The following is a 22567-nucleotide window of genomic DNA, read 5'->3' as shown; positions in this document are numbered from 1 at the left end:
GTAACCTTTCGCCCGCACCCGGGTGTGCAGCGTGCAAATCCCACGTCACAGTAGGTAACTTCGATCCGTGCGCCCGCGAAATCCGCGGGTCTATCAATGTGGAGGCTGCATTGACCATCTCGACCACCAAGAAGCTCGCCGGCATCACAGCTGCCGCGGGGCTCATCATCGCCCTCGCCGGTTGTGGCTCGGCCCCGACCCCCGCAGGCTCCGGCTCGGCCGCTGCCGGCGGCACCGTCGTGGACGGCTTCAAGCCCTGCCTGGTCTCGGACAACGGCGGCTTCAACGACAAGTCGTTCAACGAGTCGGCCAAGAACGGCATGGACAAGGCTGCCGCAGAGCTGGGCGTGAAGCCCCTCGAGGTGGAGTCGAAGTCCGACAACGACTACAAGCCCAACATGGACGCACTGCTGTCGGGTGGCTGCACGTTCATCGTGTCGGTCGGCTTCAAGCTCTCCGCCGCGACGGTGGAAGCCGCCAAGGCCAACCCCAATGTCAACTTCGCCATCATCGACGACTCCGCCGACACCGACCAGGACGGCAAGACCGACGCTCCGAACATCAAGCCGCTCCTCTTCGACACGGCTCAGGCTGCGTACCTCGGCGGCTACGCCGCCGCCGCGTGGTCGCAGGCATCCGGCGTGAACAAGGTCGGCACCTTCGGCGGCATGCAGATCCCGCCGGTGACCATCTTCATGGACGGCTTCGTCGAGGGCGTCAAGAAGTACGACGCCGACAAGGGCGCGAACGTCCAGTCGTTCGGCTGGGACGCGGCTTCGCAGAAGGGCTCGTTCACGGGTGACTTCAAGGCGAACGACACGGCCAAGCAGACCGCGCAGGGCATCCTCGACCAGGGTGTCGACGTGATCCTGCCCGTCGGTGGCCCGATCTACCTGTCGGCCAGCGCCGCCATCAAGGACAGCGGCAAGAACACCGTCATGCTCGGTGTCGACTCCGACCTCGCCGTCGCCGACCCCTCGGTCGCCGACCAGATCCTCGTCTCCGTCATGAAGCGCATCGACACCGCGGTGTACACCGCCGTGACGCAGGCGTCGCAGGGCAAGTTCGACGGCACGCCGTACGTCGGCACGCTGGAGAACGACGGCGTCGGCCTCTCGTCGTTCCACGACTACGAGAGCAAGCTGCCGGCCGGTCTGCAGGACGAGCTGAAGGCGCTGCAGGCGAAGATCGTCAGCGGCGAGATCAAGGTCACCTCGCCCAGCTCGCCCAAGTAATCCACGAGCACGAGAGCGGGGCGTTTCGCCGGCCGGCGAAGCGCCCCGCTCTCTTCTCGTGCCCGACCTCTCTGGATAGGGTCACACGTATGAAGCTTGAGTTGCGTGGCATCACGAAGCGGTTCGGATCGCTCGTCGCCAACGACCACATCGACATCGTCGTCGAACCGGGGCAGATCCATGCCCTGCTGGGTGAGAACGGTGCCGGAAAGTCCACCCTGATGAACGTTCTCTACGGTCTCTACCGGGCCGACGAGGGGCAGATCCTGCTCGACGACGTCGTCCAGGATTTCCGCGGTCCGGGAGACGCGATGGCCGCCGGCATCGGCATGGTGCACCAGCACTTCATGCTCATCCCGGTCTTCACGGTCGCCGAGAACGTCATGCTCGGTCATGAGCAGACCGGCGTCATGGGATCCCTCGACCTCGCCGCCGCGCGGGCGCACGTGCGCGCCGTCGCCGCGCGTTTCGGGTTCGACGTCGATCCCGATGCCCTCGTCGGTGATCTGCCGGTCGGCGTGCAGCAGCGCGTCGAGATCATCAAGGCGCTCTCGCGCGATGCCAAGGTCCTCGTCTTCGACGAGCCCACCGCCGTGCTCACCCCGCAAGAGACCGATGAGCTCATGTCGATCATGAAGCAGCTGCGGGATGAGGGCACGGCGATCGTGTTCATCACGCACAAGCTGCGCGAGGTGCGCGCCGTCGCCGACCGCATCACCGTCATCCGTCTCGGCAAGGTGGTCGGCGAGGCCGAACCCACCGCATCCAACACCGAACTCGCCTCGATGATGGTCGGTCGACCGGTCGAGCTGACCGTCCAGAAGAACCCTCCGCAGATCGGCTCGGGCGGCCTCGAGGTCAGGGACCTCCGCGTCATCGGCGCCGATGGCGTCGTCCTCGTCGACGACATCAGCTTCGACGTCCGTCCCGGCGAGGTCCTCGCCGTCGCCGGTGTGCAGGGCAACGGCCAGACCGAGCTCGCCGAGGCGATCATGGGTCTGAGCGCGCACACGACCGGATCGATCCGCCTGGACGGTGCCGAACTGCTCGGCCGCAGCGTCAACCAGGTCCTGGCCAGCGGCGTCGGCTTCGTGCCCGAGGACCGCGGTGAGGATGGCCTCGTCGGAGCCTTCTCGGTCGCCGAGAACCTCATCCTCGACCGCTCCGACGACCCGGGCTTCTCCCGCTGGGGGACCATTCGGCGCGGCATCCTCGACGACTTCGCCAAGGAGCGCATCGCCGAGTTCGACATCCGCACGCAAGGCCCCGGCCAGGCGGCGGGTTCGCTCTCCGGCGGTAACCAGCAGAAGGTCGTGATCGCGCGCGAGCTCAGTCGCAGCCTCAAGCTCTTCCTCGCCTCCCAGCCGACGCGCGGTGTGGACGTGGGCTCGATCGAGTTCATCCACAAGCGCATCGTCGAGACGCGCGATGCGGGCATTCCCGTCGTCGTCGTCTCCACCGAGCTCGATGAGGTCGTTGCGCTCGCCGACCGCATCCTCGTGATGTACCGCGGGCGCATCGTGGGCATCGTGCCGGCGGACACGCCGCGTGATGTCCTCGGCCTGATGATGGCCGGCGAGAACCCGACGGAGGATGCCGCGTGAGCACCACGACCGAACCCGCCCCCCTGGCACCCGGCGCGGCGGTACCCCCTCCGCCGACGGCGAACCGCGTCATGACCGAGATCCTGCGCGGCAATGTCGTGACCACGATCCTGGCCGTCGTGCTGGCGCTGATCGTCGGCGGCGTGCTCATCGCCGTGACCAACCCGGAGGTGCAGGCGGCATCCGGATACTTCTTCGCGCGCCCCGGTGACACGCTCTCGGCCGCCTGGACCGCCGTCGCCGGCGCCTACGCCGCACTGTTCACGGGCTCGGTCATCAACCCGAACGCCCCCGACTTCCTGAGCGCGATCCGCCCGCTTGCGAACACCCTCGGGTTTGCGACACCTCTCATCGCGGCAGCTCTCGGCATCGCCGTCGCCTTCCGGGTGGGACTGTTCAACATCGGCGCCCGCGGCCAGATGCTCATCGCGTGTGCCGCCGCGGCGCTGGTGACCTTCCAACTGGATCTGCCCGCGATCATCCAGGTGCCGCTCACGCTCGTGGTCGGCATCATCGGCGGCGCGCTGTGGGGCGGGCTGGTGGGTCTGCTCAAAGCGCGCACCGGCGCGCACGAGGTGATCCTGACGATCATGCTCAACTACATCGCGTTCTACCTGGTGTCGTGGATGGTGCGTGTGCCCGAGCTGCTCCAGAAGCCGGACAACATCCAGCCGATCAGCCGGCCCACGCCGGAGAGCGCGCGTTTTCCCCTGCTGTTCGGCGAACAGTTCAACCAGCTCAACTGGGGCTTCGTGATCGTCATCGTCGCGACGCTGTTCGTGTGGTGGCTCGTTGAGCGCTCCAGCCTCGGCTTCCGCATGCGCGCCGTCGGCGAGAACCCGCACGCGGCCCGCGCCGCGGGCATCAGCGTTCCCCGTGTCTACATCTACGCGATGCTGTTCGCCGGCGGCCTGGCCGGTATCGCGGGCATGTGCCAGATCCAGGGCACGGTCACGAGCGGCTTCGACGGCGGTATCGACGCCGGTATCGGCTTCAACGCCATCACCGTCGCCCTCCTCGGACGCAGCCGTGCGTGGGGCACGTTCTGGGCCGGCATCCTGTTCGGCGCGCTCAAGGCGGGCTCGTTCCCGATGCAGGCGCTGCAGCAGATCCCGGTCGACATCGTTCTCGTCGTCCAGTCGCTGATCGTGCTGTTCATCGCCGCTCCGCCTCTGATCCGCACGATCTTCTTCCTTCCCAAGACCGACGCCGAGCGCTCGCCGCGTTCGCGTGCCCGCCTCGCGCGGCGCCGCGCCCGCGGCAACGGATCGGATGCCGGCAACGACCAGAAGGCGGTGGCAGCATGACCGCGCCGGTGATCGCTCCCGAGATCGGTGAGCCGACCGTCGTCCAGGTGCGCGCGATGAAGGTGCCGATCACCCTCCTGGTGCTCGCCGGACTCCTCGGCATCCTGTTCCTTCTCGCTCCCCGCGACGGCGTCACCACGTATCGACTCGCCGAAGCCGGGGCGGCGATCGCTCTGGGCGACGTGAGCATTCCGGCGCTGCCCGTGGTGTGGGCGGCGTGGGCGATCGCGACGGCGCTCGCCGTCGTCTCCTTCGTCGCCGCCCGCCGGTATCGCCCGGTCGGGCTCTGGCTGCCGATCGTCTACGCCGTGCTCGCCATGGTCGCGTTCCTGACGTGGGCCGGTGCCGGTGCGTCCGGCGCCATTACTCTGGTCGGGCTGCTCGGCGGCTCGATCTCGCTCGCGGTGCCGTTGGTCTTCGGTGCCCTCGGCGGTGTCATCGGTGAACGGGTCGGCGTGGTCAACGTCGCGATCGAAGGGCAGTTCCTGCTCGGCGCGTTCACGGCGACCGTCCTTTCCAGCATCACGCAGAACCCGTTCGTCGGGCTTGTCGGTGCGATGCTCGGCGGTGTCGTCGTCGCCTTCGCCCTGGCCGCGTTCTCGATCAAGTACATCGTCGACCAGGTGATCGTCGGCGTCGTGCTGAACGTCTTCGTGTCAGGCCTCACCGGCTTCCTCTACGGCGTCATGCTCGCCCCCAACACGCAGACGCTCAACAGCCCGGCGCGGTTCGACCTCATCAAGATCCCGATCCTCGGCGACATCCCCGTCATCGGTCCGGCCCTGTTCAACCAGACCTTCCTCGTCTACTTCATGATCGTCGTCGTCATCGTCGTGACGTGGGGGCTCTACCGCACGCGCTGGGGCCTGCGTCTGCGGGCGGTCGGCGAGCACCCGCAGGCGGCGGACACCGTCGGCATCAAGGTCAACCCGACACGATTCTGGAACGTGCTGCTGGCCGGCGCGATCGCCGGCATGGGCGGCGCGTACTTCACCCTCGTCTCGGTGCCGCAGTTCACGAAGGACATGACGGCGGGGCTCGGCTATATCGCCCTCGCCGCCGTGATCTTCGGCCGTTGGGATCCGGTGCGGGCGACGCTCGCCGCGCTGCTGTTCGGATTCGCCACCAACCTGCAGAACCTGCTGACCGTGCTGAAGACGCCGATCCCCAGCGAGTTCATGCTCATGCTGCCGTACGTCGTCACGATCCTCGCGGTGGTCGGATTCGCCGGCCAGATCCGGGGACCCGCGGCATCCGGCAAGCCCTATATCAAGGAGTGACCTCTTTCATGACCGACATCGACTGGGACGAGCTGCGCGCCGTCGCCACCGAGGCCATGCAGCGCGCCTACGCGCCGTACTCCCGCTATCAGGTGGGGGCCGCGGCGCTGGTCAGCGATGGACGCATCGTGTCGGGCTGCAACGTCGAGAACGCCTCGTACGGCGTCGGGCTCTGCGCCGAATGCGCCCTCGTGGGCGATCTGCATATGTCCGGCGGGGGGCAGCTCGTCGCCTTCGTCTGCGTCAACAAGGACGGTGAGACGATCATGCCCTGCGGGCGGTGTCGCCAGCTGCTCAACGAGTTCGCTCTGCCGGGAATGCTGTTGGAGACCGTTTCCGGCATCCGCACGATCGATGAGGTGCTGCCGGATGCCTTCGGCCCGCGCGATCTCGAGGAGGTGTCGCGATGAGCGCGGCGCAGAGCACGGCGGATGCCGCGGTCGAACCGTTCGACGCGGTCGACGTCATCCGTACCAAGCGCGACCGCGGTGCGGTGCCCGAGGACGCCCTGCGCTGGATGATCGACGCCTACACGCGCGAGTATGTCGCCGACTCGCAGATGGCGGCCTTCGCGATGGCCGTGCTCCTCAACGGCATGAACCGCGATGAGATCCGCGTCATGACCGATGCGATGATCGCCTCGGGCGAGCGCATGAGCTTCGCCGGCCTCGGCAAGCGCACCGTCGACAAGCACTCCACCGGCGGTGTGGGTGACAAGATCACGCTGCCGCTCGCGCCGCTCGTCGCGGCGTTCGGTGTCGCGGTGCCCCAGCTGTCCGGCCGCGGCCTCGGCCACACCGGCGGCACGCTCGACAAGCTCGAGTCGATCCCCGGCTGGCGCGCCGCCCTGTCGAACGAGGAGATGTTCGCGCAGCTGCGCGACGTCGGACCGGTGATCTGTGCCGCAGGCTCCGGTCTCGCTCCCGCCGACAAGCGTCTGTACGCCCTGCGCGATGTGACCGGGACCGTCGAGGCGATCCCGCTGATCGCGTCCAGCATCATGTCGAAGAAGATCGCCGAGGGTACCGACGCGCTCGTGCTCGACGTGAAGTTCGGTTCCGGCGCGTTCATGCGCGACGTCGAGAAGGCACGTGAGCTGGCGCGCACGATGGTCGCACTCGGCACCGACTCGGGCGTGGCCACGACGGCGCTGCTGACCGACATGAACACGCCGCTCGGTCTTACCATCGGCAACGCCAACGAGGTGCGCGAGTCGGTCGAGGTGCTCGCCGGCGGCGGCCCCGCCGACATCGTCGAGCTGACCGTGGCTCTGGCCCGCGAGATGCTCGCCCTCGCCGGCCAGCCCGACGCCGATGTCGAGGCGGCGCTGCGCGACGGGCGCGCCATGGACGCGTGGCGAGAGATGATCCGCGCCCAGGACGGCGATCCCGACGCGGCGTTGCCGACACCGCGTGAGACGCATACCGTGGTCGCCGCTCGCGACGGCGTGCTGACGCGGATGGAGGCGCTTCCGTTCGGCATCGCCGCGTGGCGTCTGGGCGCGGGACGGGCGCGCGCCCAGGATCCCGTCATCCACGCCGCCGGCATCGACCTGCACGTCAAGCCCGGCGCATCCATCGTCGCCGGACAGCCGTTGTTCACCCTCCTGGCGGATGATGACAAGCGCTTCGAGCGCGCCCTCGACGCCCTCGAGGGTGCCTGGGAGATCGGAACGGATGCCCCGGCATCCACTCCGCTCGTCCTCGAGCGCATCACCGCCTGACCCTTCGCTCCACCCGCACCGCCCACCAGAAGGAAGCCCCATGGCCACCGACCCCTACGCCGACCCGAAGCTCGAGGGCGTCTCCATCCGCTCGCTTCCCAAGGTCTCGCTGCACGATCACCTCGACGGCGCGCTGCGGCCGCAGACGATCATCGAGCTCGCCGATGAGATCGGCCTCGACGTTCCGTCGACGGATGCCGAGGAGCTCGCCGACTGGTTCGAGGACCAGAGCGATTCGGGTTCACTCGTCGAGTACCTGAAGACGTTCGATCTGACGACCGCCGTGATGCAGAGCGCCGACGGCCTGCGCCGCGTCGCGAAGGAGTTCGTCGAGGACCTCGCCGCCGACGGCGTGATCTACGGGGAGGTGCGCTGGGCCCCCGAGCAGCACCTGGGCGGAGGGCTCTCCCTCGAAGAAGCCGTCGAGGCCGTGCAGGAGGGCATCGAGGAGGGCGAGGACGCCGTCGATCGCTCGGGTCGCGACATCCGGGTCGGCCAGCTCATCACGGCGATGCGTCATGCCGACCGCTCGCTGGAGATCGCCCGGCTCGCGGTCGCGTTCCGCGGCCGCGGTGCGGTCGGCTTCGACATCGCCGGAGCCGAGGACGGCTTCCCGCCGTCGCGTCATCGCGCCGCGTTCGATTATCTCGCCTCCGAGTTCTTCCCGGTGACGGTGCACGCGGGGGAGGCGGCGGGACTCGACTCGATCCGCTCCGCGATCCTCGACGGTCGCGCGCTCCGCCTCGGCCACGGTGTGCGCATCGCGGAGGACCTCGAGGTCGTGCAGCAGCAGGGCGACGAGGTGCTGGTGACCTTCGGCGACCTGGCGCGCTGGGTGCGCGATCGCGAGATCCCGCTCGAGCTGTCGCCCTCGTCGAACCTCCAGACCGGTGCGATCGCCGCGTGGGGCAAGAACCTCGAGGATCATCCGTTCGACCTGCTGTACCAGCTCGGCTTCGCCGTGACGGTCAACGTCGACAACCGCACGATGAGCCGCACCTCCCTCACGCGTGAGCTCGCGCTTCTGGCAGAGACGTTCGACTACCGCCTCGAAGATCTGGAGGCGTTCCAGCTGAACGCCGCCGCCGGCGCATTCCTGTCGGTGGAGGAGCGCGAAGAGCTCATCGAGCTCATCGGTGAGGGCTTCGACGCCTGACCGTCACCCCACGGCAGACCCGTCACGGGTCCCGGGCGGGCTCGGGTTCTTGTTCGGGTTCGGGGTTCGGGCGGAGCGCGGCGGAGCCCGGTGCGCGTCTCGATCACGGCCACCGTTCACAACTCCGGAGTTTCTGAGCAGGTTCGGCCCTCGGGGACACGGATCGGCCTGTCCGCTCACAGTTCTCCGGAGTTGTGAACTCGCACCGTGCGCGGCGTGGTGCGAGGGCCGCGGGCTACCGCCCGCCGGAGAACCTCGATCACCCATTCCGGACGGAAGAGGATGTCCTCGGCGAGCAGCCGCAGGGTCGTGAAGCCGAGTCCGATTGCGGCGGCATCCCTGCGGCGGTCTCGCTTGTGATCCCCCCACGACCCGTGGTGCGAGAGACTGTCGCACTCGATGACAAGCCAACCGTCGACGAGGAGATCCACTCGGCCGACGCCGTCGATTCGCACCTGCAGTTCCACGTGGCATCCCAGACTGCGCAGCATGAGGCGGACGAGGGTCTCGGTACCCGCCTCCGCACGTTGGTCGAGAAGCGGCCGCAGGGATCGGTAGCGCCCGGGAAGGTGCGCGAAGACGTCAGCGAGACCGTCTTCATCCACTGCCCCGAGATGCCACGCGCTGTCGAGAGTCGCGATTGCATCCCGAGGCCGCTGGCAGCGCACCGCTGCACATAGTGCTTCGCGGACAGGTACGAGCACATCATCGGCGGCGCTGGAGGTGGGACGCCAATGTCGGACGATCTCCGTCGACGCCCCCGGTCGCGGCGTGCGGGAGGCGTCCGGAGCGAGCTGGATGTGCAACCCCGCACGCTCCCGTACGAACACGCCGAGAAGCCGCAACAGTGAGACGCAGTCCAGGCGCCCGCCCCACTGCACCGCCGCGCACACCTGCGGATCGGTGTCCCGGGGCAGATAGCGATCCCTCCGCAGGCGCAGGAGCCGTCCGTCGCGCACCGCGTCGGTGATCTGTCGGCCGGTGACTCCCGCGGCGAGCAGGTGAGCACGCCGCAGAACAGCGGTGGGGACGCCGCTGGGCAGAACGAGGCGGTCGGCAGGAGATCGGAGCATGTCCAGAACTCTGACCGCGACGCCCGTGGGGTGGGGCTCTGTGCGCCGCCTCGGTGGATGACCCGGTTCAGTCGGAGGCGGGGGAGGAGTCGTCGCCGTTCACAACTCCGGAGATGCGCTCGCGACCGTCGGCCACAGCCCTGGCTGGGGGCGGTGTACCGAGGGATCTCCGGAGTTGTGAACGGTGGAAGGGGCCCCCGGGTTCCGCGGCCGGAAGCCAGCGAGGTCCGCCGTCCCCGGGAGGCGGGGGGCGGGAGCGGGTCAGAGCTCGGACTGACGGAGGCGTACGACGGCTTCGACCGCGGCGAACAGCGGGTGGGACGGCTCGAGTCCGGTGACCGCGGCGGTGAAGGTCGCGGCATCCTCTTCGCGGAGGCGGTGCTGCATCTCGACCGACTGCTCGTCGTCGGGCTCGTCGAAATCGAGGGCGGCGCCGATCGCATCGACGAGCGCGCCGGTCGCCAGTCCGCGCTCCGCGGCAGCCGCAGCGGGTCCGACGAAACGCTCGTGGCGTGACAGCTTGCGCAGCGGCTGGCGCCCGACGCGGCCCACGGTGTCGGGAAGAGCCGGGTTGGCGAAGCGGCGCAGGATCGTCGACCGGTACTCGGCGAGCTCAGCGGCATCCCATCCGTGCACCGCGACCAGCAGTGCGGAGGTCTCCTCGAGCGCGGCGGCCACGCGGGCTGCGATGGACGGATCGGCCAGCGCGTCCGAGATCTTCTCAACGCCCGCACGGGCACCGAAGTACGCCGTTGCGGCATGACCGGTGTTCACCGTGAAGAGCTTGCGCTCGATGTACGGGGCGAGGTCGTCGACGAAGTGGGCGCCCGGAATGTGCGGCGGAGCATCGCCGAAGGGCGGACGTTCGATGGCCCATTCGAAGAACGGTTCCACGGTGACGTCGATGCCTGCGCCCTCCGGCTGCGCGGGCACGATGCGGTCGACGGCGGTATTGGCGAACACCGCCCGGTTGCTGATCGCGTCCCAGGCGTCTCCGGCCTGCGCGCGGATCTCGTCGCGCAGGGTGTCGGTCGCCCCGATCGCGTTCTCGCACGCCATGACCTGCAGCGCGGGTCGCGACGGGTCGCGAAGCGCCAGGCCCGCCAGGATGTGGGGCGCGACGAAGCGCAGGATCGTCGGGCCGACCGCGGTGGTGACCACGTCGGCGGTGGCGATCTCGTCGATCAGCGCCTGCGGGTCGGTGGCGCTGTTGATCGCGCGGAAGCCCGTCACGACGGTGTCGGTGCCGCCGTCGCCGACCTCGTGCACGGTGTACTCCGAGGCGGCGTTGATCGCGTCGACCAAGGATGCCGCGACATCCGAGAACACCAACTCGTACCCGCCCTGGTGCAGCAGCAGCCCGACGAAGCCGCGACCGATGTTGCCGGCGCCGAAGTGGACGGCCTTCATCAGCCGTTCACCGTCGACAGCAGCGCGAAGAGCTCTTGCGCGGTGGTCGCGGCCTTCAGTCGTGCGACCTCCTCGTCCTCGGAGAACAGCAGAGCGATCTGCGACAGGATGTCGAGGTGCTCGTCGCCCTTGCCGGCGATGCCGACGACGAAGCTCACCTTCTCGCCGTCCCAGTCGACGCCGCCGTCGTAGCGGACGAAGGAGAGTGCCGAGTCGAGAATCGCGTCTTTGGTCTCGTTGGTGCCGTGGGGGATCGCGAGCTCGTTGCCCATGTAGGTCGACACCGTCTGCTCGCGCTGCAGCATCGCGTCGAAGTACGCGGACGTGACCGCGCCCGCGGCTTCGAGGATGTCGGCGGCCTCCCGCATCGCCTCCTGCTTGCTCACCGTCCCCGGGTGGATGCGGACCTGGTCGATCTTCAGTACGTCGCGTGACATGTCATCCTCGTCTCTGTTCGAAGCTCGTCCCGGTCATCGTACGTCCGGGCGATCTGTGTCTGGCGGGAGCCGCGGGGACGGGGCATCACGCATCCCGTCCCCGCGGCGTCGCGGGTGGCCTGAGCGCTCAGGCCTGGTTCTTGTGCTGCTGGACCACCAGATCGACGACCTCGTCGTACTTCGGCGAGTTCATGAAGTTGTCCACCGACACGTGGGTCGCATTCGGCGTGCGCCCGCGGGCGCGGTCCGTCAGCTGCTGCTGTGTGATCACGAGGTCCTCGCTGCCGTCGAGGTTCGCGATCGCCTTGTTGGTGACCGACACGTCGTCGACGCCGGCCTTCTTGATCTTGTTGCGCAGCACGCTCGCGCCCATCGCCGACGAGCCCATGCCGGCGTCGCACGCGAACACGATGTTCGTCACGCGTCCGGTCGCGGCGATCGTTCCCGTCGCGACGGCGTCGGCAGCGCGATCGGCCGACAGCGAGGACTGGTCGCCCTCGAGGCCGGCGTTGGCCGCCGCGCCCGCGCGGAGCCCGGCGAGCGCCTCGGAGCTCTTGCCCTTGTTCGCCTCGGTCTGGGCGATCGCCGCTTCGAACGACGCGCTCGACTCCGCCTCGGCGGCCAGGTCGCGCTTGCGCGAAGCCCGCAGGATCACCGCGGTCACGAGGAAGGTCACCGTTGCCGCGAGGACCACGGAGAGGTATACGACCAGCAGGTTGCCCACGCCGCCCGCTTCGGGCGTCAACGCCGCGGCGGTGACCGCGATGATGCTGCCCGGTGCAGCCGGGAACGCCAGGCCGCCGTTGAAGATCATGTTCGTCGTGACGCCGGTCGCACCGCCCGCGATGAGCGCGAGGATCGTGAGCGGCTTGCTCAGCGCGTACGGGAAGTAGATCTCGTGGATGCCGCCGAAGAACTGGATGATGATCGCGCCCGGAGCGGAGGCGCGCGCGGCGCCCACGCCGAAGAAGGTGAACGCCAGCAGGAGACCCACGCCGGGACCGGGGTTGGCCTCGATGAGGAAGAGGATCGACTTGCCCGCCTCGGTCGCCTGCTGGATGCCGAGGGGAGTGAACACGCCGTGGTTGATCGCGTTGTTCAGGAACAGCACCTTCGCCGGCTCGACGATGACCGACAGCACGGGCAGCAGGTGCAGATCGACCAGCCAGCCCACGATGCCGCCGAGGAACGTGCTCACGCCCAGCATCACCGGGCCGAATGCGAAGAACCCGAAGATGGCGAGGAGCATGCCCAGGATGCCGGCGGAGAAGTTGTTCACCAGCATCTCGAAGCCGGGGCGGATCTTGCCGTCCCAGAGCTTGTCCATCTGCTTGGTGATCCACGCCGCCAGCGGGCCCATGATCATCGCGCCGAGGAACATGGGGATGTCCGTGCCGACGATGACACCCATCGTGGCGATCGTCGCCACCACGCCGCCGCGCTCACCGTAGACCATCCGGCCGCCGGTGTTGGCGATCAGCAGGGGCAGCAGGTAGGTCACCATCGGGCCGACGAGGCCGACGAACGTCGTGAAGGTCGATCCGTCCTTGTTCTGTGCGAGCGCGGTCATCGCACCCTGCCAGTTGATGGTCGCGGCATCGCCGAAGCCGCCGAGCAGATTGGCGACGGGGAACCATCCCCCCAACCAGCCCGCCGAGATGAAGAGCATCGTGATGAAGCCCCAGGCGATGAAGGCCGCGATGTTCGGCATGATCATGCCGGAGAGGAAGGTGCCGAACCTCTGCACGCCGACGCGTGCGCGGTTCACCCCCGTCGATGTCGTGGACGCCGTTGTCATTGTCTTCCGTTCCCTTCGAATGTGCCGCGCCGTCAGCCGGCGAGGTTCTCAGCGGCGGCCTGAGCCGCCGATCGTGCGGATGCCGCGTCATCGGCGGCGAGGGCTGCCGCGGCGATGCGCTCGGCATCCTCGCGGGTGTACTGCAGAAGCGAGGCGCGCACGTCCGCGAGGGCGGTGGGAGCCATCGACAGCGTCGTCGCGCCGAGCCCGACGAGCACGACCGCCAGCAGCGGGTCGGCGGCGGCCTCGCCGCAGATGCCGACGGGCTTGCCGTTGGTCTTGCCGCCGTCGGCGGTCATCTTGATCAGCTCGAGGACCGCGGGGTGCCACGGGTCCTGGTACGACGCCACCGAGCCGAGCAGGCGGTCGGCGGCGAGCGTGTACTGCGTGAGGTCGTTCGTGCCGATGGAGGCGAAGTCCGCGATCTGCAGGATGCGCTTCGCCTGGATCGCCGACGAGGGAACCTCGACCATGACACCCGCCGTCTTGATGCCGTACTCCTTCGCGAGCGCCACGAAGTAGTCGGCCTCCTCGACGGTGGCGACCATCGGCGCCATGACCCAGAGGTCGGCATCGGTGGCGGCATCCGCGTTGGCGAGCGCCGTTAGCTGCTCGCGCAGGATGTCCTCGCTGGCGCGCAGGGCGCGCAGGCCCCGCAGGCCCAGTGCGGGGTTGTCCTCGTGCGCGTCGTTGAGGAAGGCGAGGGGCTTGTCGGCGCCGGCGTCGAGCGCGCGGACGACGACCTTCTTGCCGGGGAACGCCTGCAGCAGCTCGGTGTACGACGCGGTCTGCTCGTCGACGGTCGGAGCCTGGGTGGCGGAGAGGAAGAGGAACTCGGTGCGGAACAGGCCGACGCCCTCGGCGCCGAGCTCGACCGCCTCGGCGGCGCCGCCCGGCTTGCCGAGGTTGGCCAGCAGCGGAACCGCCGAGCCGTCCTTGAGCGCGCCCGGGGTGAGCGGAGCGGATGCCGCGGCAGCGCGGGCATCGGCGCGGTTCTGCGCCTGGGCCCGCTCGTCCTCGGTGGGATCGACGGTGACGACGCCCTTCGCGGCGTCCACGATCACGGTCTGCCCGTCGACGAGGTCCTTGGCGGCGGCGGCGCCCACGATGGCGACGATCGACTTCTCGCGCGCGAGGATCGCGGTGTGCGAGGTCGGTCCGCCGTCGGTGGTGACCAGCGCGAGCACCTGGTCGAGGTCGAGCAGCGCGGTGTCGGCGGGCGCCAGGTCCTTGGCGACGAGCACGAAGGGGTGACCCGGGTCGGGAACGCCCGGCGCGGGCAGGCCGCGCAGGCGCGCGATGACGCGCTGGGCGACGTCGTCGAGGTCGGCGGCGCGCTCACCCAGGTAGCCGCCCATCGCGGCCAGGGTGTCGCGGAAGCTCGCGAACGCCTCGTGGACGGCGTACTCACCGGTCTTGCCGGCGTTCACCCGCGTGGAGACTTCGGTGTCGAGCGTGGGGTCCTCGGCCATCATCGCCTGCGCCTCGAGCACGTCGCGGGCGAGGCCTCCGGCCTTCGAACCCCGCTCCTCCAGCTCGCGGGCGACGGCGGCGACCGCCTCGCGGACACGTGCGAGCTCCTCGTCGGGGGTGAGGGTGCTGGGGACGTCCGAGGGGGCGGGCAGGGGATCGGCCATGCGGGCGACCGGGCCCTGTGCGACGCCCAGTCCGATACCCACTCCACGCAGTTCACTCATCTTCGGGTCTCTCCTTCGGTTCAGTTCTCGTCGTGATCGGTCGTCAGCAGCTCGGCGAGCACGTCGAGCACGGCGTTCGCGTTCTCACCCTCGGCCGTGAGGGTGACGTAGTCGCCCTTCTCGGCTCCCAGTGAGATGACGCCCAGGATGCTGGCGGCGTTGACCGGTGCGCCCGCGCCCTTGGAGATCGTGACCTCCAGGCCGGAGTCCTTCACGCCCTGGGCGAAGAGCTTCGCGGGTCGGGCGTGCAATCCGTTGGACGATCCGATACGGATCGTGCGGGACACAGAGCTCATGCGGGGTTCCTCTCCGTCGAAGCGGGCATGTCGGGGTCTGCGCTCAGGGTCTCGTCGATCAGCGCGAGGGCGCGCGTACCGTGGAGATCGCTGAAGATGTCGGTCGGAAGGAGGATCACGCGTACCAGACGCGGCGCCGCTTCGCGACGGATGCGGTCCAGGCTGCCGTGCAGGTGGGGGCCCACGAGCACGACGTCTGCGGCGTCGATGTCGATCGGGAGCGACTGTTCGGTGCCGGCGACGGCACTGAGCTCACGCCCGGCCGCCTGCGCCGCGTGACGGACACGCTGCGCGACGAAAGTGCTCGACGCACCCGCGCCGCACACAACGAGGATCCTCATCGATCCGCCTCCTTCTCGGCCATTCTTGTGAAAGGGCTGGGAGGCGACAACCACACCTGTTTCCGCGGGGGCGGAAACACCCCGCGGACGGCGTGGTTGACTGGACGGTGTGAGCAGAGCGCGTCAGGACCGTGTCATCGCGCTGCTCGCGCGGGAGGGCGACTGGCTCACGGCCGCCGAACTCGCCGACATCGTCGGCGTGACCCCTCGCAGCATCCGCAGCTACGTCACCGCGCTCAATGCTCGCGTTCCCCGGGGCGTCGTCGTCGAGTCCGGTCCGCTCGGCTATCGTGCGGGCGCGGATGCGCCCGCTGCGCTGCGAGCCGGAGCGGATGCCGCGACTCCGCGGGAGCGCGTGCACCGGCTCGTGCGCCGGCTGCTGTCGGGACGGGAAGGCATCGACGTCTTCGAGACCGCCGACGATTTCCACGTCAGTCCGGCGACACTCGAAGCAGACCTGGGCCGGGTCCGCGCGCTGCTGGGCGACACGGAGCTCACGCTGGAGCGCAGCGGGTCGCGCGCGCGACTGAAAGGCACGGAGATGGCGCAGCGGCGCCTGCTGAGCCGGCTCGCGCACGACGAGACCGACGACGGCGCGTTCGACCTCGATGCCCTCCGGCGCAGTCTCGGCGCGGGATCGATCGGTGAAGCGGTCTTCGGCCCGTTCAAAGCCGATCTCGTTTCGGGTCTGCGCGAGCTCGGCTACTTCGTCAACGAGTTCGGCATCGGCGACGTGATGATGCACGTCGCCATCACCGCCGACCGCGTCGCGCACGACCGTGCGCTGGAGACGGCCGCGCTCGATGAGACGACGCCCGCTCAGGAGCAGGTCGGGGCTCTGCTCGACACGCTGTGCGAGCGGCATCTGGGGGTGCGGTTGGGCGCGGGCGACCGTCGACACCTCGCCGCCCTCGTCCTCGGCCGCGTCGTGGCGCCCGGTCCCGGTGAGGCGGCGTCGGTCACACGAGCGGGTCTGCAGCCCGAGGTCGAGGCGGCCGTGCGCGACATCGTGCACCGTGCGGCATCCGAGTTCCTCGTCGACATCGAGCACCAGGACTTCGTATTGCGCCTCGCCCTCCACGTGCAGAACCTGCGGCTGCGCGCACAGGAGCAGGCGTGGTCGCGCAACCCGCTCACCCGATCGCTGAAGGCCACCTACCCGATGATCTTCGAGGTCGCGGTCTTCATCGCGGACGGCCTGCGCGGGCTTCTCGGCATCCCCCTGCTCGACGACGAGATCGCCTACATCGCGATGCACGTCGGCGGCCAGCTGGAGCGCAGTCGGCACGCGGGCACCGTGTTGACCGCGACGATCGTGTGCCCTGGGTACTACGAACTGCACGAGTTGCTGCGCTCGAGCGTCGACCGCTCGCTCGGACAGGCGGTCGACGTCGTCGGCGTCGACACGAGGGCCGACCCCGACTGGCGGGCGATCGAGACCGATCTGATCCTCACGACGATCGACCCGCCTTTCACCGGTGACGGCATCGTGCGCATCCAGCCCTTCCTCACGGAGAGCGACATCGAGCGCGTGCAGGCGGCGGCCGGCCGCGTGCGCCGCGCGCGTCGCCTGGCGCGACTGCGGGACGAGCTCGGCCGCTACTTCTCCGCCGATGCCTTCATCGGACGCGTCTCTGCGGATGCCGATGAGGAAAGCGTCATCCGCGATCTGGGAGCCCGGCTCGTCGCGCAGGGCGTCATCGACGAGGGATACGTCGAGCGCACGCTCGAGCGCGAACGGCTGTCCTCGACCGCATTCACGGATGCGCTCGCGGTGCCGCACGCGATCGGGATGACGGCGACGCGCACGGCGATCGCCGTGGGCATCGCCGACCCGTCCATGGCCTGGGGTGAGGGCCGCGTGCAGGTGATCGCGATGGTGGCCTTCTCCGAGAGCGATCGCGAAGCGTTCCAGACGGTGTTCGAGCAGTTGGTCGAGGTTTTCAGCGAACGCGACAGCGTGCAGCGGATCGTCCGCCGCGGCACGTCGTTCGGGCCCTTCCTCGACGAGCTCGTGGCCGTCGTCGACGGTTGAGGCGCGCCCAAGCCGCGTCGCCCGTCGTCGACGCTCAGCGCAGGCGAGCCTGAAGGCCCCGCTTCACCGTCGGCCACTCGTGCGGGAGGATCGAGTAGATCACGGTGTCGCGCAGGGTGCCGTCGGGACCCACTCGATGATTGCGCAGCACGCCGTCCTGCTTCGCGCCGAGGCGCTCGATCGCGGCCCGCGACTGACGGTTGTGCCAGTGCGTGCACAACTGCACGGCGATCACGTGGCACGCCTCGAACGCGTGCTGCAGGAGCAGGAGCTTGGCGGCCGTGTTCACGCCGGTGCGCTGCACTGTCGGCGACAACCAGGTGTAGCCGATCTCCACCCGCGGACTGTCGAGATCGATGGTGCAGAACGTCGTCATCCCCACCGCCACGCCGTCGACCACCACCGCGAACGGGTTCATGCGTCCGCTGTCGCGTTCGGCGAGCCGGTGGGTGATGTCCGCGCTCGCGTCCGAGGGAACGGAGGTGTACCAGGCGTATTCCAGCCCCTCGCGGGCACGCTGGAGCTCGGCCGCGTGATCGGCCCGCAGCGGTTCGAGTCGGACACGCTCGTTCTCGAGGACGACCGGCTCGGTCAGCAGCATGCGCTGAACCTCCCCGGGTCGACCCACCGCCGCACTCACCCCTGCGCCGCGGCGATCAGCGCCCGCGTGCCGGCATCCAGAGCGGCGAGCCGCTCCTGTGCATCGTCCGCCGATGTGCCGCGCACATCCAGGTAGGCCTTAAGCTTGGGCTCGGTGCCGCTCGGTCGCACGATCAGGCGCGACCCGTCCTCCAGCCACAGCCGCAGCACGTCGCTGGCCGGCACGCCGCCGGTGCCCGTCAGCAGGTCGTCGATGCCGGTCACCGCGACATCGCCCACCCGAGCAGGCGGAGCCTGGCGAAGCGCCGACATGATGCGCCCGATCATCGACAGATCGTCGACGCGCAGCGACACCTGCCCCGACGCGAAGAAGCCGAAGGTCTCCTGGAAGCCCCGCAGCAGGTCGGCGAGGCTCTCGCCGCGCTCGCGGGCCTCGGCGATCATGCCGAGAATCGCCACCGCGGCGGAGATGCCGTCTTTGTCGCGTACCGTCTCGGGGTTGACCAGGTATCCGAGGGCCTCTTCGAAACCGTAGAGGATGCCGGGCGCGCGCGAGATCCACTTGAAGCCCGTCAGCGTCGCGTGGAAGTCGAGACCGTAGTGCTCCGCGACGCTCTGCAGGCCGGGGGACGACACCAGCGAGCAGGCCAGCGATCCCGTCTCACCCCGTTCGACGGCGCGGGCCGCGGCACGCCACCCGAGCAGCAGCCCGATCTCGTTCCCGGTCAGGCGGCGCCAGCCCCCAGGCGCGGTCTCGTCGGGCAGGGCGACGGCCAGGCGATCGGCATCGGGATCGTTGGCGATCACGAACTCGGCGCCGACGGCGCGAGCCGTCTCGAACGCGAGGTCCATGGCCCCCGGCTCCTCCGGATTGGGGAAGGCGACGGTCGGAAAGCGCCCGTCGGGCGCGATCTGCGCCTCCACGACGGTGGGTCGGGGATAGCCCGCGAGTTCGAGGATCGCGTGCAGGGTCTCGGAACCGACACCGTGCATGGCCGTGTACACCCAGTTCATGCCGGCCGCACCCGCGGTGGCGGGGGCGACGGCCGCGGTGGCGGCGACGTAGGCGGTGATGACGGACTCGTCCGCGACCTCGTACTCGGCGCGAGCCAGGTCGGGGACCGCCGAGGTCGCCGCGATCCGGTCGATGTGCGCCGCGATCTCGGCGTCGGCGGGGGAGACGATCTGTGAGCCGTGGTCGGCGCCGCCGAGGTACACCTTGTAGCCGTTGTCGTCCGGCGGGTTGTGCGACGCCGTCACCATGACGCCCGCGGCGGCGCCGAGGTGGCGCACCGCGAAGGCCAGCACCGGAGTGGGGAGCATCCGGGGAAGCAGCACCGCCCGCAGGCCGGCCCCCGCGAACAGTTCCGCCGAGTCGCGGGCGAACACGTCCGAATTGCGACGCCCGTCGTAGCCGATGACCACGAGTGGTGTCGTTCCCGGCGCCGCCTTCCCCCGCAGGTAGGCGGCGAATCCCGCGGCGGCCTGAGACACGAGCACCCGGTTCATGCGGTTGCTGCCCGCTCCCAGCCGTCCTCGCAGTCCCGCCGTGCCGAACTGCAGGCGGGAACCGAAACGATCGGCGAGGTCGGCGGATGCCGCCTCGTCGCCGGCCGCTGCGGCATCCACGATGGCACTCAGCTCCGCGCGGGTGACCTCGTCGGGATCCTGCGCGAGCCAGGCGCGCGCCGCATCGAGCACGGTCGTCCCCGCGGCATCCGCGCCGCTCACAGCTGCCCGATCACGCGAGCCAGCAGCGCGGAGATCACGGGCTCGGCGGCCTGGCCGGCCTCGATGACCTCGGCGTGGCTGAGCGGGGTCTTCTGGATGCCGGCGGCGAGGTTGGTGATGAGGGAGAAGCCCAGCACCTCCATCCCGGCCTGACGCGCGGCGATCGCCTCGAGCGCCGTCGACATGCCGACGATGTGGCCGCCGATCGTCTTGGCCATCTGCACCTCCGCGGGGGTCTCGTAGTGCGGGCCGCGGAACTGGCAGTACACGCCTTCGTCGAGGGTCGGATCGACCGTGCGGGCGAGCTCTCGCAGGCGCGACGAATACAGATCGGTGAGGTCGATGAACGTCGCCCCCTCCAGCGGCGAGTCGGCCGTCAGGTTGATGTGGTCGCTGATGAGCACGGGCGTCCCGGGCGTCCACGTCTCCTTGATGCCGCCGGCTCCGTTGGTGAGCACCATCGTCGTCGCTCCGGTCGCGGCGGCCGTGCGGACGCTGTGGACGACCCGGCGGACGCCGTGTCCCTCGTAGTAGTGCGTGCGGGCGCCGATCACGAGCACGCGCTTTCCCTCGGGGGTGACGATGCTGCGGATCGATCCGACATGGCCGGCCAGTGCGGGCGCGCTGAAGCCGGTGACATCGGTCGCGGGAATCGTCGCGGTCGTCTCGCCGACGAGGTCGGCCGCCTTGCCCCAACCGCTGCCGAGCGTGAGCGCGATGTCGTGCCGTTCGACGCCGGTGAGGCGTGCGATGTCGCCGGCGGCGCGCGCGGCCACCTCGAACGGGTCGGCAGAAGGGTCGTCGAGCGGGTTGGTGTTCATGTCGGACATGTTCCCACTCTAGGAACCGCGGCTCCGGCGGGCCACTCGCCTCGTGCGCCGATCGCCGTCATCGCAGCGGCACGGGACGACGCCGGGGGCCTGAGAGAATGGAGCAATGTCCTCGAGCTTCGTCAACACCCAGTCGGTCGCCGTCCTCGGGGGCGGTCCCGGTGGGTACGAGGCGGCGCTCGCCGCCGCGCAGCTCGGTGCGGACGTCACCCTCGTCGAGCGCGCGGGGGTGGGCGGGGCGGCCGTCATCACCGACGTCGTCCCCTCCAAGAGCCTCATCGCCACCGCCGACGCCGCTGTCGCCATCTCGGAGGCCTCCGACCTCGGCGTGCAGTTCTTCGCAAAGGGGGAGAGCGGCGTCGCGCTCAAGCCCGAGGTCGCGATCAACCTCGCCGCCGTCAACAAGCGCCTGCTCTCGCTGGCTCGGCAGCAGTCCGATGACATGCGCGCGCAGCTGGTCGATGCCGGGGTGCGCATCATCTCGGGGCACGGGCGTCTGGACGGCCATCACGCAATCGTCGTGGCCACCGGCCCCGGCGGCACCGATTTCGATCGTGTCGAGGCCGACACCCTGGTCGTCGCCGTCGGCGCGTCGCCGCGCGAGCTTCCCACCGCGCGCCCGGACGGAGAGCGGATCCTCACGTGGACGCAGCTGTACGACATGAAGGCGCTTCCCGAGCACCTCATCGTCGTGGGCTCCGGGGTCACCGGTGCCGAGTTCGCCTCCGCCTACATGAACCTGGGGGCGAAGGTCACGCTGATCTCCAGTCGCGACCAGGTGCTGCCGGGTGAGGACGCCGACGCCGCCGCGGTTCTCGAGAAGGTCTTCACCCGCGGCGGAATGACGGTGCTGTCCACCTCCCGTGCCGACGCGGTCGAACACACCGCCGACGGCGTGGTCGTCTCGCTCTCCGACGGTCGCACCGTCGAAGGCAGCCACTGCCTGCTCGCCGTCGGCTCGATCCCGAACACCGCCGGCATCGGCCTCGAGGATGCCGGGGTGCAGCTGACGCCGTCCGGTCACATCCGCGTCAACCGTGTCGCGCGCACATCGGTGCCGAACATCTACGCGGCCGGCGACTGCACGACATTCGTTCCCTTGGCCTCGGTGGCCTCCATGCAGGGACGCACCGCGATCTTCCACGCGCTCGGCGACACCGTCATCCCGCTGGAGCGTCGCCGCATCACCGCGAACATCTTCACGGCGCCCGAGATCGCGACCGTCGGTCGTCAGGAGAAGGACCTCGAGACGGGGGCCATCAACGGCTACGTCTACAAGCTGCCGCTGGCGGCGAACGCCCGCGCGAAGATGATGGGCATCACCGACGGGTTCGTCAAGATCATCGCGCGCGAAGGCAGCGGCACCGTCATCGGCGGCGTCATCGTGGCCCCGCGGGCCTCCGAGCTCATCTACCCGATCGCCATCGCCGTCGAGCGGCGGCTGACGGTCGATCAGGTCTCGCGCGTGTTCGCCGTCTTCCCCTCGCTCAGCGCGTCGATCACGGACGCGACCCGCGCCATGCACCTCGTCAACCGCGACGACGACTTCTTCGGCTGAGCGGCGCTAGCGCTGCAGCTGCGCGGTCCAGACGCCCTCGCCGTCCGACGAGGTGGCCGTCACGGTGAACGACGTGAGGTTCTGCATCGCGGTGGGAATGGCGATGGGGGTGCGGAGCGCACCGCCCTGGCAGACGATGTCCTGCTGCGTTCCGACGGTCGAGCTTCCCGCGACGTAGCTGAGCGCGAACTCGGCGCGGGCGGCGCCGATGCAGCGCAGTTCCACCGCGCGGAATGCTGTCGCAGGGGAGAACTGGAGGGTCACGCCGCCCGCAGCCGCGGCCGTGATCGGGCCGGATGCGGCGGTGTCCGACGCCGCGCCGACGATCGAGGTCGACCATGCGCTCCACGCGGCGCGGTCGGCATCCGACGGACCGGTGCTGCAGCCGGCGAGGGCGAGGGCGACCAGACAGGCCGCTCCCGCCGCGCGGATCGGACGTGAGCGGGCCGGGCGCAT

The 22567-nt window shown here is 69.5% G+C and carries 20 protein-coding genes; 9 read left to right on the top strand and 11 right to left on the bottom strand.

The features are described from left to right. Window positions 1-110 precede the first annotated feature (110 nt). From ACT53O_RS01615 to ACT53O_RS01585, 7 genes are all read left to right on the top strand, one after another. Entirely contained in the window at window positions 111-1235 is a 1125-nt protein-coding gene (locus ACT53O_RS01615) for a BMP family lipoprotein (RefSeq protein ID WP_036319636.1), read from the top strand. 89 nt (window positions 1236-1324) lie between these two features. Then, on the top strand, window positions 1325-2839 hold the full coding sequence (locus ACT53O_RS01610; protein ID WP_039412759.1) for an ABC transporter ATP-binding protein: 1515 nt from the start codon (window positions 1325-1327) through the stop codon (window positions 2837-2839). Continuing rightward, the gene (locus tag ACT53O_RS01605; RefSeq protein ID WP_051498707.1) at window positions 2836-4146 is read left to right on the top strand and encodes an ABC transporter permease; all 1311 of its coding nucleotides are present in this window, start codon (window positions 2836-2838) and stop codon (window positions 4144-4146) included. Before ACT53O_RS01610 ends, ACT53O_RS01605 begins: the two co-directional genes overlap by 4 nt. After that, entirely contained in the window at window positions 4143-5426 is a 1284-nt protein-coding gene (locus ACT53O_RS01600) for an ABC transporter permease (RefSeq protein WP_476151098.1), read from the top strand. Before ACT53O_RS01605 ends, ACT53O_RS01600 begins: the two co-directional genes overlap by 4 nt. 8 nt (window positions 5427-5434) lie before the next feature. Next, window positions 5435-5836, top strand: coding sequence for a cytidine deaminase (locus ACT53O_RS01595; RefSeq protein WP_036315842.1), 402 nt, complete (start codon window positions 5435-5437; stop codon window positions 5834-5836). Beyond that, on the top strand, window positions 5833-7149 hold the full coding sequence (locus ACT53O_RS01590; protein ID WP_476151096.1) for a thymidine phosphorylase: 1317 nt from the start codon (window positions 5833-5835) through the stop codon (window positions 7147-7149). Before ACT53O_RS01595 ends, ACT53O_RS01590 begins: the two co-directional genes overlap by 4 nt. Window positions 7150-7189: 40 nt before the next feature. Next, the gene (locus ACT53O_RS01585; protein ID WP_112932567.1) at window positions 7190-8305 is read left to right on the top strand and encodes an adenosine deaminase; all 1116 of its coding nucleotides are present in this window, start codon (window positions 7190-7192) and stop codon (window positions 8303-8305) included. A gap of 176 nt (window positions 8306-8481) precedes the next feature. Here ACT53O_RS01585 and ACT53O_RS01580 read toward each other — a convergent pair whose 3' ends face one another. The 7 genes from ACT53O_RS01580 to ACT53O_RS01550 all read right to left on the bottom strand — a co-directional run bounded on the left by ACT53O_RS01580 (window position 8482) and on the right by ACT53O_RS01550 (window position 15357). Continuing rightward, complete coding sequence (locus ACT53O_RS01580) at window positions 8482-9378, bottom strand: endonuclease domain-containing protein (protein WP_476151094.1); 897 nt, start codon at window positions 9376-9378, stop codon at window positions 8482-8484. A 261-nt stretch (window positions 9379-9639) separates the two neighbouring features. Then, complete coding sequence (locus ACT53O_RS01575; RefSeq protein ID WP_476151092.1) at window positions 9640-10788, bottom strand: mannitol-1-phosphate 5-dehydrogenase; 1149 nt, start codon at window positions 10786-10788, stop codon at window positions 9640-9642. Further along, window positions 10788-11225 carry a PTS mannitol transporter subunit IIA gene (locus ACT53O_RS01570; protein WP_036315826.1) on the bottom strand — a complete coding sequence of 146 codons (438 nt, stop codon included), beginning with the start codon at window positions 11223-11225 and terminating at the stop codon, window positions 10788-10790. The genes ACT53O_RS01575 and ACT53O_RS01570 overlap by 1 nt, the downstream gene beginning before the upstream one ends. A 127-nt stretch (window positions 11226-11352) precedes the next feature. Beyond that, window positions 11353-13023, bottom strand: coding sequence for a PTS mannitol transporter subunit IIBC (locus ACT53O_RS01565; RefSeq protein ID WP_476151090.1), 1671 nt, complete (start codon window positions 13021-13023; stop codon window positions 11353-11355). Window positions 13024-13055: 32 nt separating this feature from the next. Next, on the bottom strand, window positions 13056-14720 hold the full coding sequence (gene ptsP, locus ACT53O_RS01560; RefSeq protein ID WP_476151088.1) for a phosphoenolpyruvate--protein phosphotransferase: 1665 nt from the start codon (window positions 14718-14720) through the stop codon (window positions 13056-13058). Between the two features lie 20 nt (window positions 14721-14740). Beyond that, on the bottom strand, window positions 14741-15016 hold the full coding sequence (locus ACT53O_RS01555) for an HPr family phosphocarrier protein (protein WP_036315814.1): 276 nt from the start codon (window positions 15014-15016) through the stop codon (window positions 14741-14743). Continuing rightward, window positions 15013-15357: a PTS sugar transporter subunit IIB gene (locus ACT53O_RS01550; RefSeq protein WP_036315812.1), complete on the bottom strand. Its 345-nt coding sequence runs from the start codon at window positions 15355-15357 to the stop codon at window positions 15013-15015. Before ACT53O_RS01550 ends, ACT53O_RS01555 begins: the two co-directional genes overlap by 4 nt. 109 nt (window positions 15358-15466) lie before the next feature. Between ACT53O_RS01550 and ACT53O_RS01545 the strand changes: the two genes are divergently transcribed. Then, on the top strand, window positions 15467-17392 hold the full coding sequence (locus ACT53O_RS01545; RefSeq protein ID WP_135948452.1) for a BglG family transcription antiterminator: 1926 nt from the start codon (window positions 15467-15469) through the stop codon (window positions 17390-17392). A gap of 34 nt (window positions 17393-17426) precedes the next feature. On the opposite strand, the gene ACT53O_RS01540 is transcribed toward ACT53O_RS01545, so the two are convergent. From ACT53O_RS01540 to ACT53O_RS01530, 3 genes are read right to left on the bottom strand one after another with little or no spacing between them, the layout of a single operon-like run. After that, window positions 17427-17993, bottom strand: a complete 567-nt coding sequence (locus ACT53O_RS01540) for a GNAT family N-acetyltransferase (RefSeq protein ID WP_036315807.1) — start codon at window positions 17991-17993, stop codon at window positions 17427-17429. 35 nt (window positions 17994-18028) lie between these two features. After that, the gene (locus ACT53O_RS01535) at window positions 18029-19723 is read right to left on the bottom strand and encodes a phospho-sugar mutase (RefSeq protein ID WP_135948451.1); all 1695 of its coding nucleotides are present in this window, start codon (window positions 19721-19723) and stop codon (window positions 18029-18031) included. Continuing rightward, a complete protein-coding gene (locus ACT53O_RS01530) occupies window positions 19720-20553 on the bottom strand; it encodes a purine-nucleoside phosphorylase (RefSeq protein WP_036284458.1) in 834 nt (277 codons plus the stop codon). The genes ACT53O_RS01535 and ACT53O_RS01530 overlap by 4 nt, the downstream gene beginning before the upstream one ends. A 106-nt stretch (window positions 20554-20659) precedes the next feature. Between ACT53O_RS01530 and ACT53O_RS01525 the strand changes: the two genes are divergently transcribed. Next, window positions 20660-22111, top strand: a complete 1452-nt coding sequence (locus ACT53O_RS01525; RefSeq protein ID WP_476151085.1) for an NAD(P)H-quinone dehydrogenase — start codon at window positions 20660-20662, stop codon at window positions 22109-22111. A gap of 6 nt (window positions 22112-22117) precedes the next feature. On the opposite strand, the gene ACT53O_RS01520 is transcribed toward ACT53O_RS01525, so the two are convergent. Then, window positions 22118-22567 (bottom strand): hypothetical protein, encoded by a 450-nt coding sequence (locus ACT53O_RS01520; protein ID WP_135948450.1) that lies wholly within the window; start codon window positions 22565-22567, stop codon window positions 22118-22120.

This window comes from Microbacterium sp. DMC48 (assembly GCF_056313825.1).
Note: the sequence above shows the minus strand (reverse complement) of the source record. Positions and strands in the feature narration are given on the sequence as shown.

Bases quoted from the DNA above. Each gene is read 5' to 3' on its own strand.
- ACT53O_RS01530 (WP_036284458.1), bottom strand. From the start codon at position 20,553: ATGTCCGACATGAACACCAACCCGCTCGACGACCCTTCTGCCGACCCG.
- ACT53O_RS01570 (WP_036315826.1), bottom strand. From the start codon at position 11,225: ATGTCACGCGACGTACTGAAGATCGACCAGGTCCGCATCCACCCGGGG.
- ptsP (WP_476151088.1), bottom strand. From the start codon at position 14,720: ATGAGTGAACTGCGTGGAGTGGGTATCGGACTGGGCGTCGCACAGGGC.
- ACT53O_RS01575 (WP_476151092.1), bottom strand. From the start codon at position 10,788: ATGAAGGCCGTCCACTTCGGCGCCGGCAACATCGGTCGCGGCTTCGTC.
- ACT53O_RS01520 (WP_135948450.1), bottom strand. From the start codon at position 22,567: ATGCGCCCGGCCCGCTCACGTCCGATCCGCGCGGCGGGAGCGGCCTGT.
- ACT53O_RS01580 (WP_476151094.1), bottom strand. From the start codon at position 9,378: ATGCTCCGATCTCCTGCCGACCGCCTCGTTCTGCCCAGCGGCGTCCCC.
- ACT53O_RS01540 (WP_036315807.1), bottom strand. From the start codon at position 17,993: ATGCTGCTGACCGAGCCGGTCGTCCTCGAGAACGAGCGTGTCCGACTC.
- ACT53O_RS01600 (WP_476151098.1), top strand. From the start codon at position 4,143: ATGACCGCGCCGGTGATCGCTCCCGAGATCGGTGAGCCGACCGTCGTC.
- ACT53O_RS01595 (WP_036315842.1), top strand. From the start codon at position 5,435: ATGACCGACATCGACTGGGACGAGCTGCGCGCCGTCGCCACCGAGGCC.
- ACT53O_RS01590 (WP_476151096.1), top strand. From the start codon at position 5,833: ATGAGCGCGGCGCAGAGCACGGCGGATGCCGCGGTCGAACCGTTCGAC.
- ACT53O_RS01550 (WP_036315812.1), bottom strand. From the start codon at position 15,357: ATGAGGATCCTCGTTGTGTGCGGCGCGGGTGCGTCGAGCACTTTCGTC.
- ACT53O_RS01565 (WP_476151090.1), bottom strand. From the start codon at position 13,023: ATGACAACGGCGTCCACGACATCGACGGGGGTGAACCGCGCACGCGTC.
- ACT53O_RS01610 (WP_039412759.1), top strand. From the start codon at position 1,325: ATGAAGCTTGAGTTGCGTGGCATCACGAAGCGGTTCGGATCGCTCGTC.
- ACT53O_RS01555 (WP_036315814.1), bottom strand. From the start codon at position 15,016: ATGAGCTCTGTGTCCCGCACGATCCGTATCGGATCGTCCAACGGATTG.
- ACT53O_RS01525 (WP_476151085.1), top strand. From the start codon at position 20,660: ATGTCCTCGAGCTTCGTCAACACCCAGTCGGTCGCCGTCCTCGGGGGC.
- ACT53O_RS01585 (WP_112932567.1), top strand. From the start codon at position 7,190: ATGGCCACCGACCCCTACGCCGACCCGAAGCTCGAGGGCGTCTCCATC.